This is a genomic window from Flavobacterium sp. CSZ (genome assembly GCF_015350725.1).
In the GTDB taxonomy this organism is placed as follows: Bacteria; Bacteroidota; Bacteroidia; order Flavobacteriales; family Flavobacteriaceae; genus Flavobacterium.
This window is the reverse complement of sequence record NZ_JADKPQ010000034.1, coordinates 1-14,607: the sequence shown is the minus strand read 5'-3', so window position 1 is coordinate 14,607 and position 14,607 is coordinate 1. Positions and strand designations below refer to the sequence as shown.

Below are 14,607 nucleotides of genomic sequence, written 5' to 3'. Positions count from 1 at the left end.
ATAAAAAAAATGAAAATATTAATTATCAATTCAGGAAGTTCATCTATCAAATATCAATTAATGGTTATGCCAACAAACGAAGTAATTTGTTCGGGTATGATTGATAGAATTGGACTGGAAACTTCCAATATAACGTTTAAAACTTCTTTACATTCCTTAGAAGAATTGCTTCCAATCCCTAATCATAAAGTGGGATTGCAAAAAGTGGCTAATATGCTTTTAGATTCTGAAAAAGGAGTTATAAAATCCACTTCAGAAATTAGTGCAGTGGGGCATCGAGTAGTGCACGGAGGAAGTGATTTTAGTGATACTGTTAAAATTGATGAGAATGTAAAAGCTAAAATCAAACAGCTTTTTGAACTGGCACCATTGCATAATCCTGCCAATTTAGAAGGAATTAACGTTGCCGAAGAAATATTTAGTTCAGCAGAGCAAATTGCTGTTTTTGATACCGCTTTCCATCAAACAATGCCTGAAGTAGCATACAAGTACGCTATTCCAAATTATCTTTTGACAGAGAATAAAGTTAGGGTTTATGGTTTTCATGGAACAAGTCATAAATATGTGTCTGAAAAAGCAATTGACTTTTTAAAAGAGAACTCTAAAATTATCACAATTCATATTGGTAATGGCTGTAGTATGGCAGCAATTAAAGACGGAAAGTGTATTGATACGACAATGGGATTTTCGCCTTCTAATGGTTTAATAATGGGTACAAGAAGCGGTGATATAGACCAGTCGATAGTTTTTTATATGATTAAAAATTTAAGTTATACACCAGATGAAGTTAATGCGATTTTGTTAAAACAAAGCGGAATGCTTGGACTTACAGGGTATAGCGATTTACGTGATATTGAGTCAGAAGCAGCGAAAGGAAATAAAGATTGTAAGCTTGCTTTATTTATGAATGCGTATCGCATCAGAAAATATATTGGTTCTTATGCGGCGGCTTTAAATGGTTTAGACGCAATTATTTTTACCGCCGGAATTGGTGAAAATTCGTCTTACATGCGTCAATTGGTTTGTACGGATATGGATTATTTTGGAATTGAATTAGATGAGGATAAAAATCAAATCCGTTCTAAGGAAATTAGAGAAATTAATACAGCAGATTCAAAAACCAAAGTTTTGGTTATACCAACAGATGAGGAATATGAAATTGCAAATCAGGTATACCAATTGTTAAAGAACTAATTGTTTAGGAATCTAAATTACCTGAAATGATTATTATTACATTCATACTGTTTTTAATTTTTATGACCCTTTCATCCCTTCATTTTTATTGGGGTTTTGGTGGCAAATGGGGAAGTCGTGCAGTTGTGCCAACGAAAGAGAATGGAATACCGGTTTTTGTACCCAGAACAATTTTAACTTTTGTTGTTGCTGTTGGTTTACTGTGTTTTGGCTTATTTTATTTGATAAATTATGGCTTTATAGAAATGAGTTTTCCAATATGGTTAGATAAAACGGGATTTTGGATCATAGCCTCTATATTTATTTTAAGAGCTATTGGCGACTTCAACTATGTTGGTTTCTTTAAAAAACACAAAAGCTCTAAATTTGCCATTAATGATACAAAGTATTTTTCTCCTTTATGTTCGCTGATAGGGATTTTAACATTAGTATTAAAATTTTATAATTAAACGGGTTTATTCATATCTATAAAAAAGCTCCTCAATCGAGGAGCTTTTTTATGTTTTTCAATATTTGTCAGTATCTTTGAAGATAAAACCGAATATTTTGAAATCGATACTTTTAAAACTTCTTTTCTTCTTTTTCATTGCTTCACAAATACAAGCACAAGAATTACTTCCTTTTGTAGAAAATTATAATAAATCAAATTACCAGGGAGACAATCAAATTTGGAATGTCGCTCAGGGAAAAGATAATGCCATGTATTTTGCTAATAATCATTATTTATTGCGATACGATGGCGTGATGTGGGAAAAATATACTTTGCCAAATAAAACCATCATCCGTTCAATTATGATCGAAGGAGATAAAATATATTCGGGTTCTTATAAAGAATTTGGGTATTGGTATAGAAAAGAGGGCAAAATGCATTACGTTTCGATTACCAAAAATCTTCGTTTGTTTGATGAAAAAGACAATGAGGAAATCTGGAAAATTTTTAGATTTAACGGATCAATTTATTTTCAATCCTTTAATGATGTTTTTATTTATGATGGTAAACACATTGAGAAAATTAAGTTTCCTTTTTTAATATCCTATTGTTTCGTAGTTGATAATGATGTTTATGTGGCCTCAGTAGAAAAAGGGCTTTTTAAAATGAATGGTGCAGAAATTACCAATCCTAAAGGATGGAATGTCTTAAAGAAGACAGTAGTGCATGCCATCGAAAAATACCAAAACAAGACCTATATTTTTACCCAGAAAAAAGGAATATTTATAGTAGAAAAAGACGGTTTAAGACCCTGGAATAATCCTTTAAATGAAACTTTAAAAGCAGCTACGATTAATGTTGCTAAATTTATTAAAGGCAATAAATTGGTTATAGGAACAGGAAACAGAGGCCTTTTTATTTATGACTTCCCAACAAATACTTATAAAAATATCGATCGAAATAATGTCTTAATGAATAACTCTATTTTAAGCATTGGTTTTGATAAAGAAAATGATTTATGGCTGGGCTTAGATAACGGAATTGCACATGTAGAGGTAAATTCTCCAATCTCCTTTTTTTATGATAATTCAGGTCTTTTAGGGTCTGTTTATTCTGTAGCGACAACTAATAAAGGATATTTAATCGCGTCTAATCACGGAGTTTTTGAATTTGATTCAGGTAAATTTCATATGATGCCTAACACACAAGGGCAGGCCTGGAATATTACTAAAATTGATAATAAGTACGTTATTGGACATAATGATGGTACATTTTGTTATAATAGTGGAGCATTAGTAAAAACAAATAATGTTAGCGGTGGGTGGAATTTATCAAAGAGCATTATCAGCAACACCTATTTTCAGTCAACTTACAGCGGAGTTTTAGTTTATGATGATATTTCAAAATTAACTGAGACGAAAAAGATTGAAGACCTTTCGAAACCTATAAAATACGTAGCCCAAAATAAAAAGAATGAAATCTGGGCTGCAGATAATTATAGAGGATTATATCGCGTTTTATACGATGATAATTATAAGACCAAAAAAGTTGAAAATATTACCCAGCAAAGTAAAATAAATAATGATTTTGGGGTCAAGATTTTTGAGTTCAGAAACGAAATTCTTTTTCTAATTAATAATTCATGGTATACTTACAATTCTATAACCAATAAACTGGAGGAAAATGACTTGTTTAATGTTAACTTCAAAGATATAACTGACGTTGTTGGTATTGATGAAGATCATTTCATGGTACTTCAAAATGGAATCTTATATCATATCCAGGCCACAGGAAATAAATTTGTCTGGAATATTATCCAGGAGAAATATTATAAAGGGAAGTTGATAAATGATAATCTGAGAATTTTTAAAACAAATAATCATTATCTGTTAAATCTGGATGACGGATTTATTTCCCTTCAGCTCAAATATGAAAACAGACAAAATTCAGATGTTAAAATTGAAGCATTCAATGATGATAACCTGGTTTCTGATGATTCCACCATTAAATACAATACAGAACTGAAGATAAACGTAATATCAGGTATTTATGGTGCCAGTAAACCTAATTTGTTTTACAAGCTCAATGACAATAAAGATTTTGTCCAAATTTCTGATGGATTAATTGTATTGAATAATTTAAGTAGTGGTAATCATTCTATCATAGTTTACAAGCATAATGGTGCCAGTTATGAAAAAGTTTCAGATTTTGAATTTAACGTAGCAAAACCATGGTATTTTTCGATATGGATGGTGATGTTATATATACTCATAATAGGAGCAGTACTGTTTTTCTATTATAAATGGAATAAACTTCGTTATATGCAAAAATTAAGATTGCAGGCAGAAGAATTAAAACATCAAAGAGAAATTCTTGAAATGGAATTGAAAGCAGAGAATGAAATAAATATTCAGGAATACGAAAAACATATTTTAGAACTCGAATTGCAAACAAAATCATCAGAAGTTGCCGGTAAATCTTTGTCGATTGCAAAGCAAAGCGAGATGATTGAAAATATCCAAAGCATTCTGGATTCAGAAAAAGATTTCAATAAACTTAAGAGTGAAATCAGGAAGGCAATTAAAATAAACGAAGTCAATAAACACGAATGGGAAATTTTTGAGACAAATCTGAATCAAATCCATAATGAGTTTATTATAAATCTTTCTAAAAAGTTTCCAAATCTTACTCCAAAAGATATAAAATTGTGTGTTTACCTTAAAATGAATCTCTCTTCTAAAGAGATTGCGCCTATGATGAATATCTCTTTTAGAGGCGTAGAACTACACCGATACCGCTTAAGAAAGAAATTAAATCTCTCTCAGGAAGAAAACCTGTCAAAATTTTTATTAAGTCTGTAAGATTTGCATTTAAAATTTAAGGATCTTATATTTTTGCACATCATTTTTTATATAATTCTAATACATCATTACTACATCATAAGGTTATGTTAAGGAAATTAATTTAATATTTAAAGTGTTGTAAGTCATTAGTATATAATAATAATTTAACATAATGATGTAGCTATGTAGTAGTGGTATTTGATGTACTACAACGTTGTAATTGTTTAATTTGGCTCTACTAACTTAAACGATTACGAACTGTATGAAAAATTTTATTTTTAGCTTTTTAGCACTCTTGCTACTTCCGGCATATATGTCCGGTCAGGCAATTAAAGGAAAAGTAGTAGATAGTAGCGGAATGGGAGTTCCAGGAGCAGTTATTGCTTCCTCTGATGCTAAAGCAACTACTGACGCAGATTTTGACGGAAACTTTACAATCAATGCAAAACCAGGAGATATATTAAAAGTCTCAATGTTGGGTTTTGATGCAGTTTCTGTACCGGCAACCGCCACGCCAATGACAATTACATTAAAAGAAGCTGAAGATACAGCCTTGAAAGAAGTTGTCGTTATTGGTTATGGAACCAGAAAAAAAATTGATAATACATCTTCTGTAAGCTCAATTAAATCTGAAGAAATTACCAAAATGAAAGTAATGAATGCCTCGCAAGCTATACAAGGTAAAGCCGCTGGGGTTCAAGTATCTAGTTCTGATGCTCCGGGGAGTACACCATCAGTTGTTATCAGGGGAGCAGGAACGGCATTAGGAGGGAGAAATCCTCTGTATGTTGTAGATGGTATGCCTACTGAGAATATCAACAACATTAATACTAATGACATCACATCTTATGAAATCTTGAAAGATGCTTCATCATTAGCTATTTATGGAACAAGAGGTGCGAATGGTGTAATTATGATTACAACTAAAGCAGGAAAAGGAAAAATGAATGTTGAAGTTGAAAGTTTTACAGGTTTTAGAACTCCTCTAAAAAATGTAAAAATGGCAAACGCTGACGAATATGTTCGTTATAGCAATGCTGCTTTTAGCGGAGATTTCCCTGCAGGCAGATTTTCGACAAACCAACCGTATAATACAAATTGGTTTGATGCGATTACAAGAACAGGAACTTACAGTCAAAATAATATTGCTATTTCTGGATCTTCTGAAAACGTAAAATACTTTTTTAGTGTTGGAAATTACGAAGAAAAAGGAATCTTGAATGGATCTGATTACGGACGTACTACTATTAGAAATAATAATGAGTTTAAACTTTCAGAAAAAGTTAAAATAACTCAAAATTTAAGTGTAAGTACTGTAAAGAATACACCAATGCCCTTGAGCGCATTTACAAATGCTTACAGACAATCTCCACTTGTTCCTGTACGTTATGCTGACGGAAAATATGGTGTGCCATTTGTTTCAAATGGGGTTGTGGCTGAAACTGGTGCGTCATTTAACAATGTTGGAAATCCAGTAGCTCAATTAGATTACACAAATGAGAAACAACAGAGTGTTACTTTGCAGGGAGGTTTGAAATTAGATTATGATATTATCAAATCATTAAAATTCACTTCACAATTTAACGGAGAGTTTTATACTTACAAACAGTATAATTATGTTGATAATGTTGCACTTTGGTTATCGGCAGATCCTACTCGTGTACAATCAAAGTACCCTGGTGATTTGAACATAAACACTCTGACAAGAAGCAGAGACCAGTATTTTAACTGGAATTTGTCTAACTACTTTACCTATAATAAAGTTTTTGCAAATATTCATGATGTTGAAGTTACTGCAGGTATCGAGGCGAATGTTCAGGGTACAAGAGAAAAATTAACGATTGACAGAAAGAATGTAAGCCCATATGAGGATTATTGGTCTTTAAAAGATGTGAATGTTGCCAGTTCAGTAACAGGTTATAAAGATGAAGCTTTGAACCAAAGAAGATTACAATCTTATTTTGCACGTTTTCAATACAAATTGATGGACAGATACTTACTTACAGGAACTGTAAGACGTGACGGATCTTCACAATTTGCTGATGACAAACGTTGGGGAACATTCCCATCAGTTGGTTTGGGATGGATTGTGTCTAAAGAAAATTTCTTAAGTAAAGTAGAAGTAATCAATTTACTAAAAGTAAGAGGTTCTTGGGGTAAATTAGGAAATCAAAATGTACCATTGAATGCTCAAACTTTTACCTCTGGATTAGATTATCCTAGTTTTGGATCAGGTACATCAATTAATTCTCAGATAAATCCTGATTTATCTTGGGAAATTGTAGAAGAACTTTCAGGAGGTTTTGATTTTGAATTATTTACAAGCAGGTTGAAAGGATCTTTTGATGTATATGAGAAAAATACAACAAACACAATTCTTAATGTTAAGCCATATTCTACTTCAGGAATTACATTAGCTACACCTTCCCACATTGGAGAAGTATCGAACAAAGGTTATGAAATTGCACTACGTTGGGATGACAAAATAAACGATAATTTAAGTTACTGGGTTGGAGGTAATTTTGCTCATAATAATAATGAACTTACAAGTCTTAAAAATGTTCAGTTAGCTCCTATTATTGGAGGAAGTTTAGGAAATGGTCAAAATACTAAAATTCTTGATAACACTTCTGTAGGACAGCCTTTAGGTAGTTTTTATATGTATGAATTTGCGGGAATTGATCAAACTAATGGGAATATGTTATACTACAATGCAAACGGAGAAAAAGTTGTTCAAACAGCATTAAACGAAAGAACTGATAAAAAATACGTAGGATCACTTTTACCAACTTCTACTTATGGAGTTACAATGGGATTAACATATAAAAATATTGATTTTTCTGTTGACGGTTACGGAACAGGAGGAGCAAAAGTGTACAATGGGAAAAAAGCACAACGTTTTGGAGGTGAGAATATCGAAGCTTCTACAGCACGTGATTTTTGGTCGCCAACAAACACAACATCTTCTAATCCTGCACCTTCAAACGTGACTCCATTTGCTTCAACATATTATTTGGAATCAGCAGATTTCTTTAGAATCAATAATATTACTGTAGGATATAAGCTTCCTTTAAAAGATGATCAGTTTTTTAGCTATTGCAGATTATACGTAAACGCAATCAATCCGTTTATCACGCAAAAATTCTCAGGTTTTTCACCTGATGTTACAAGCGATGGAAAATTGGTTGAAGGTACTCAGGGCGTTGAGTTAGATGCTTACCCATCATTGAGATCATTTGTTATAGGTGCTAATTTAAAATTTTAATATCATGAAAAAAATATATATATCAATGTTTGTGCTTTCCGGATTGCTCTTTGCAGGATGCGCAGATGACTTTTTAGATGTAAATCCGACAGAATCAATTCCGGTAGATCCGGCGTTGGTAAATAGTGATGAAGGTGCTACTGGTTTTGTAACAGCAATCTACAACCAATTTTTAGGATGGGAAATGTCTTCTTTTGGTTGGAATGCAGTTTCTAGTATCATTACAGATGATGCAGATAAAGGTTCTGATCCAGGAGATGCAGGTGGAGATAAAGATATTATTGATGCTTTGACTTATAATGCTTCGACACCCTCATTTGAATCTACATGGAATGCTAATTATGCAGGAATAAACAGATGTAATCAAGCTTTAGAAATGTTTCCTAAATTGGACAAAGTTACACCTGCATTAAAAACCAGATTAGTAGGGGAAGCTAAATTTATGAGAGCTTTTATGTACTTTACTTTAGTAAAAGGATATGGTGGGGTTCCAATTGTAGATCACTTATCAGGAGTGCCAATTTCAGAGGCTGATAAACAAATGCAGTTAACTCGTAAATCAGCAGCAGAAGTTTATGCTTTTATAGAAAAAGATTTAACAGATGCTATCGAAAATTTACCAGTAAAATCAGCTTATGTAGGAAATGATAAAAAGCGAGTATCTAAGGGTTCAGCGTATGCTTTGTTAGCAAAAGTAAATTTATATCAAAAAAATTGGCAAAAAGTAATTGACAATTGTGATAAAGTTACAGGGTATGCTTTAGTAGCAGACTACGCTGATCAATATAAAAAAGAAGGCGAATTTGGTGATGAGTCTATTTTTGAGATTGATGGAATTGGTGGAACCTCTACTCCAGGTTTTGGAATTGGAAATTATACTGTTTCTCAGGCACCACGTGGTGCAGGAGGTTGGGGTTGGGGATTCAATACGCCAACTCAAGGTTTAGCAGATGCTTATGAAGCGGGAGATGTTAGAAGAGATGCAACCATTATCTTCAGAGGTTCAGTTTTATATGACGGTACACCAGTACCTTCAACTGTAGCTAATGCAATGTATAATTACAAAGCGTATTCATCAAAATTTTACAATCAGGAATTTACAGATACAAATCTTAGATATTTAAGATATGCAGAAGTAATCTTAATGAAGGCTGAAGCTTTGAATGAATTAGGACAAACTTCAGAAGCTATTCCTTTAGTAAATTTAATTCGTAACAGAGCAAAATTAGGAAATACTCCTTTTACCTCTCAGGACGATATTAGAAAGGCAATCTATAAGGAAAGAAGATTAGAATTTGCTTTTGAGCATGACAGATGGTTTGATCTTGTGAGAACAGGACAAGCTCAGGCAGCTATGGCGGCAGATGGAAAAACTTTTATTGTTGGAAAACATGAGTTATGGCCTATACCAACTTCGTTCTTAAGAGAAGCAAATGGGCTTTCTCAACAAAACCCAGGTGGTTACTAGTTAAATTTTTAAAATCACTCCTTTCTGAGGAAGGGAGTGATTTTTATTAATTGTTTTTAAATTTTTTATAATGGTTAGAATTTCAGTTTTATTATTAGTTTTTAGTCTTTTTGGTTGCGGATCCAATTCTGATAAATCAAAAGAAAATGAAAAAGAGAATGCAGTTGCTGTAAAATTAACAGATGAAGAACTTCTATCAACAGTTCAAAAACAAACATTTAAATATTTTTGGGATTATGCTGAGCCAAATTCCGGATTAGCAAGAGAAAGGTACCATCCTGATGGAGTGTATCCTGAAAATGATGCTAACATCGTAACAACAGGAGGTTCAGGATTCGGATTAATGGCTTTAGTTTCAGGGATGTCTCAGGGTTATATTACCAAAGAGCAAGGAGTTGAACGACTAAACAAAATTGCAGACTTTTTAGGCAAAGCAGATCGTTTTCACGGAGCATGGTCACACTGGATTGACGGAAATACAGGAAAAGTAAAGCCTTTTGGAACCAAGGATAATGGTGGAGATTTAGTCGAAACTTCATTTTTGGTTGCGGGAATGATTACAGTTCGTGAATATCTTAAAGATGGTTCTGAGAACGAAAAAGCTGTTGCTCAAAAATATGACGCACTTTGGAAAGGTGTTGACTGGCAATGGTATACCAATAATAAAAATGTATTATATTGGCACTGGTCACCTTCTTATGCCTGGCAAATGAATTTTCCACTTGAAGGATATAACGAATGTTTGATTACTTATGTTTTGGCAGCATCTTCGCCAACACATTCAATTGACGCAAAAGCGTATCATGAAGGATGGGCGAGAAGTGGCGGAATTGTTTCTTCTAAGACAAAATATAATATCCCATTAGTCCTAAAACATAATGGGGCAGAAGAATATGGCGGACCATTATTCTGGGCACATTATTCCTATGTAGGTTTAGATCCAAATCAATTAACAGATAAATATGCGAACTATTGGGATCTGAATGTGAATCATACAAAAATAAATTACGAATACTGTGTTGAAAATCCTGGAAAGGTAAAAGGTTACGGACCAGATTATTGGGGATTAACAGCATCTTATTCGAGAAATCCTGACGGATCAATCGGGTATAATGCACATTTTCCAACAAATGATGTTGGGGTTATATCTCCAACAGCGGCAATAAGCTCAATTGTATATACACCAAAAGAATCTATGGCTCTTATAAGAAATCTTTATGACAACCATAGAGAGAAAACTTGGGGAGAAGCAGGTTTTTATGATGCATTGAGTTTAGGAAATAATAACTGGGTAGCAAAACGTTATTTGGCAATTGATCAGGGACCAGAAGTGGTGATGATCGAAAATTATCGCACAGGTTTATTATGGAAATTATTTATGAATGCTCCAGAAGTAAAACAAGGTTTAGTCAAACTTGGTTTTAAATCTGGCAAATATGGAATTCAATAGCATTTCGAATGAAATTTAAAATAGCATTAATAGCGATATTATTTTCTGTAATGGGTTTTGCGCAAAGCGAAACAACAGGAAAAATAAAAACAGTACAAGTAACCAACTATGAACTAGGTTATGCATTGCACAAGCCGGACAATACGAAAGATAAAAAGCCATTAATCGTTTTTATTTCAGGTGATGGAGAAAAAGGAACAGACATTGAAAAAGTAAAAATTAATGGACCTTTAAAATATCTTAAAACACATCAATTAGACGCTTATGTTTTAGCTCCTCAATGCAAAGAAGATCAAAATTGGAATATTGAATCGATTAATGAATTGATTTTAAAAATTCAAAAGGAAAACAAAATAGATCCTGACAGAATATACGTTACGGGTTTAAGTTCCGGAGGTTGGGCAGCATGGAATTTAGCATTATCATATCCTGATAAGTTTGCGGCAATTGTACCTATTTCAGGTTTTGTTGACTTGATTGAATTAGAAAGTGCTTGTGAAATTGCGAATATCCCAACCAGGATTTTTCACGGATTATTAGATGATGTAGTAAAGGTAGATTATGCGATTACCATTTACAAAGAATTAAAAAAGTGCAATGGCAAAGATGTACAATTGACCATTTTTGATGATGCTGGCCACGATAGCTGGTCGAGAGTTTACGACAATCCGGAAATTTATGACTGGATGTTTAAACAAATGAAAACGAATACGAACAAATAAATATAATAGAATGAAAAACAAATTAGTCTTACTATTTTTAGGATGTGCTGTTTTGGGTTATGCCCAGAAAAAGAATACTAAAAATACAGTAAAAATTAAACCAAGGTCAGAGTTTGTAGCTGAGTTAATGTCGAAAATGACAGTAGATGAAAAATTAGGTCAGCTTAATTTACCAACTTCTGGAGATATTACTACAGGACAAGCAAACAGTTCTGATGTGGCGACAAAAATTGCTGAAGGTAAAGTTGGAGGTTTATTCAATATTAAATCTGTTCAAAAAATTAGAGAAGTACAAAAAATTGCTGTTGAAAAAAGCCGTTTGAAAATTCCATTGATTTTTGGTATGGATGTTATTCACGGTTACGAAACAACATTCCCAATTCCGTTAGGATTATCTTGTACCTGGGATATGGGATTAATCGAAAGAAGTGCGCAAATTGCAGCTCAGGAAGCAAGTGCCGACGGTATCAACTGGACATTCTCTCCTATGGTGGATGTTTCTCGTGATCCACGTTGGGGAAGAGTTTCTGAAGGTTCAGGTGAAGACCCGTATTTAGGAAGCCGAATTGCAACTGCAATGGTAAACGGATACCAACAACATGATCTTTCGAAAAACAATTCGATTATGGCGTGTGTAAAACACTTCGCTTTGTATGGTGCTCCGGAAGGTGGTCGTGATTATAACACAGTGGATATGAGTCATATCAGAATGTTTAATGATTATTTTCCTCCTTACAAAGCAGCTGTTGATGCTGGTGTAGGTTCTGTTATGGCTTCTTTTAACGAAGTTGATGGAATTCCTGCAACTGGAAACAAATGGTTAATGACCGATGTTTTAAGAAAACAATGGGGCTTTAAAGGTTTTGTAGTAACTGACTTTACCGGAATTCCTGAAATGATCGAACATGGTATGGGAGATTTACAAGCAGTATCTGCCCAGTCTTTAAATGCAGGTGTTGAGATGGATATGGTTGGAGAAGGTTTCTTAGGAACTTTAAAAAAATCATTAGACGAGAAAAAAGTAACGATGGAAACAATCGATAATGCAGTTAAACTTATTTTAGAGGCTAAATACGATTTAGGATTGTTCCAGGATCCGTATAAATATTGTGATGAAAAAAGAGCTAAAACTGAAATCTTTACTTCAAGCAGCAGAAAAGAAGCAAGATCAATTTCTGCACAATCATTGGTTTTATTAAAAAATCAAGGGCAGGTATTACCACTTAAAAAATCAGGAACTATTGCTTTGATCGGACCATTGGCAGATGCTAAAGAAAACATGCCGGGAACCTGGAGTGTTGCTACTAAAATGGAAAATGCTATTTCACTTTTAGCAGGAATCAAACAAGTAGTTGGACCTTCTGCAAAAGTATTGTATGCAAAAGGAAGTAACTTAGATTACAATGAAACTTTTGAAACTAACGCAACAATGTTTGGTAAAACATTACACCGTGATGGTCGTTCAAAAGAAGAGTTATTAGCAGAAGCTTTAAAAGTAGCAAATCAATCTGATGTGATTGTTGCAGCTCTTGGAGAATCTGCAGAATTAAGCGGAGAATCCAGCAGCCGTACGAATTTAGAAATTCCACAAGCTCAAAAAGATTTATTAAATGCATTGTTAAAAACAGGAAAACCAGTTGTTTTAGTTTTATTCGACGGACGTCCATTAGTGATTAAAGAAGAGAACGAAACTGTTCCTGCAATTTTGAATGTTTGGTTTGCAGGTAGTGAAGCAGGTTATGCTATTGCTGATGTTTTATTTGGAGATGTAAATCCTTCTGGAAAATTAACTTCAACTTTCCCTAGAAGCGTTGGTCAATTGCCAATTTACTATGCACACAAAAATACAGGAAGACCACTTTCTAACACAGAAGGTAAATTCGAAAAATTCAGATCTAATTATATCGACGAAAGAAACGAACCATTATTTCCATTTGGTTTCGGTTTAAGCTATACTTCTTTTGAGTATTCAAACCTGAAAATTTCATCTGATAAAATGAATCCTTCTGGTAAATTAAAAGTAACTGTAGATGTTGCTAATACAGGAAAGTATGACGGAAAAGAAACTGTTCAATTGTATATCAGAGATTTAGTAGGTTCAGTAACAAGACCAGTTAGAGAACTGAAAAATTTCCAAAAAATAACACTTAAAAAAGGTGAAAAACAAACCGTGACTTTTGATATCACAGTTGAAGATTTAAAATTTTATAATTCTGATTTACAATTTGTAGCAGAACCTGGACAGTTTGATGTTTTCGTTGGTGGAAATTCAAATGCCGATAAGAAAGTTAGTTTTGAGTTAACTAAATAGTTGGTTTATTTATTATTGATTGGCCCTTCGTTGTTAGTTCGGAGGGCTTTTTTTTAACTTTTTAGTCACTATTTTGTAAGTAAATTCAATGGTGATTAATTAAAAAATACAAATCTTAATTTCTATACAATGAATACAATTAAAACATTTTATGCATTCCTTATCATGCTGATCATAGTTGTTTTCTCTTCTTGTAGTGCAAAAAAAAATGCAATAGTAGCACATCGCGGAGCATGGAAAAAAAATAACTTACCTGAAAATTCTATTGCATCCCTACGACATGCGATCGGTTTAAAACTTCCAGGTTCAGAGTTTGATGTGTGGAGAACTGCAGATGATTCGCTTATAATCAATCACGATGCGCATTATAACAAATTACTTATCGAAGAAACAAATTATGCTGACTTGATCAAGTTTAAACTTTCTAACGGAGAAAAGCTTCCAACTCTGCACGAGTATATCGTTGAAGGTAAAAAGAATAATAAACACACACTTTTAGTTTGTGAAATAAAACCTTCGGAAATAAGCAAAGAGAGAGGAAAAAAGACGGCGTTAATGACGGTTGAAACGGTCAAAAAACTAAAGGCAGATAAAAATACCTGCTACATTAGTTTTGATTACGAGATTCTAAAGCAAATTAGAAAGGTGGATCAAAAAACAGTTTTGCAATATTTGGAAGGGAATAAATCTCCAAAAGAAGTAAAAGCAGACCATATTGATGGCGTCGATTATCATTATTCATTCTTTAAAAAACATCCTCAATGGATTAAAGAAGCAAAAGAGAATAATATTATTCTAAATGCCTGGACAGTTAATGAAGCCGCTGATATGGATTGGATCATTCAAAACAAGTTTGATTACATCACTACTAATGAACCTGAATTATTGAGAGAAAGAATAAAGAATAAAGAATAAAGAATAAAG

Annotated in this window: 9 protein-coding genes; all 9 read left to right on the top strand. The window is 33.2% G+C overall.

Annotated elements, in window-relative coordinates; genetic code table 11:
- The first annotated feature begins 9 nt into the window (after positions 1-9).
- Positions 10-1,194 (top strand): acetate kinase, encoded by a 1,185-nt coding sequence (locus tag IRZ78_RS25070; RefSeq protein WP_194620151.1) that lies wholly within the window; start codon positions 10-12, stop codon positions 1,192-1,194.
- A 26-nt stretch (positions 1,195-1,220) separates the two neighbouring features.
- A complete protein-coding gene (locus IRZ78_RS25065; protein WP_194620149.1) occupies positions 1,221-1,643 on the top strand; it encodes a DUF3995 domain-containing protein in 423 nt (140 codons plus the stop codon).
- Between the two features lie 97 nt (positions 1,644-1,740).
- Positions 1,741-4,485, top strand: a complete 2,745-nt coding sequence (locus IRZ78_RS25060) for a histidine kinase (protein ID WP_194620147.1) — start codon at positions 1,741-1,743, stop codon at positions 4,483-4,485.
- A 244-nt stretch (positions 4,486-4,729) separates the two neighbouring features.
- A complete protein-coding gene (locus IRZ78_RS25055; protein WP_194620145.1) occupies positions 4,730-7,732 on the top strand; it encodes a SusC/RagA family TonB-linked outer membrane protein in 3,003 nt (1,000 codons plus the stop codon).
- Between the two features lie 4 nt (positions 7,733-7,736).
- The gene (locus tag IRZ78_RS25050) at positions 7,737-9,200 is read left to right on the top strand and encodes a RagB/SusD family nutrient uptake outer membrane protein (RefSeq protein WP_194620135.1); all 1,464 of its coding nucleotides are present in this window, start codon (positions 7,737-7,739) and stop codon (positions 9,198-9,200) included.
- A 70-nt stretch (positions 9,201-9,270) separates the two neighbouring features.
- Entirely contained in the window at positions 9,271-10,650 is a 1,380-nt protein-coding gene (locus tag IRZ78_RS25045) for a glucoamylase family protein (protein WP_194620133.1), read from the top strand.
- Positions 10,651-10,658: 8 nt separating this feature from the next.
- The gene (locus IRZ78_RS25040; protein WP_194620131.1) at positions 10,659-11,372 is read left to right on the top strand and encodes a prolyl oligopeptidase family serine peptidase; all 714 of its coding nucleotides are present in this window, start codon (positions 10,659-10,661) and stop codon (positions 11,370-11,372) included.
- A gap of 10 nt (positions 11,373-11,382) precedes the next feature.
- The gene (bglX, locus tag IRZ78_RS25035) at positions 11,383-13,683 is read left to right on the top strand and encodes a beta-glucosidase BglX (protein WP_194620129.1); all 2,301 of its coding nucleotides are present in this window, start codon (positions 11,383-11,385) and stop codon (positions 13,681-13,683) included.
- 129 nt (positions 13,684-13,812) lie between these two features.
- Complete coding sequence (locus IRZ78_RS25030) at positions 13,813-14,598, top strand: glycerophosphodiester phosphodiesterase family protein (RefSeq protein WP_194620127.1); 786 nt, start codon at positions 13,813-13,815, stop codon at positions 14,596-14,598.
- The last annotated feature ends 9 nt before the right edge of the window (positions 14,599-14,607 follow it).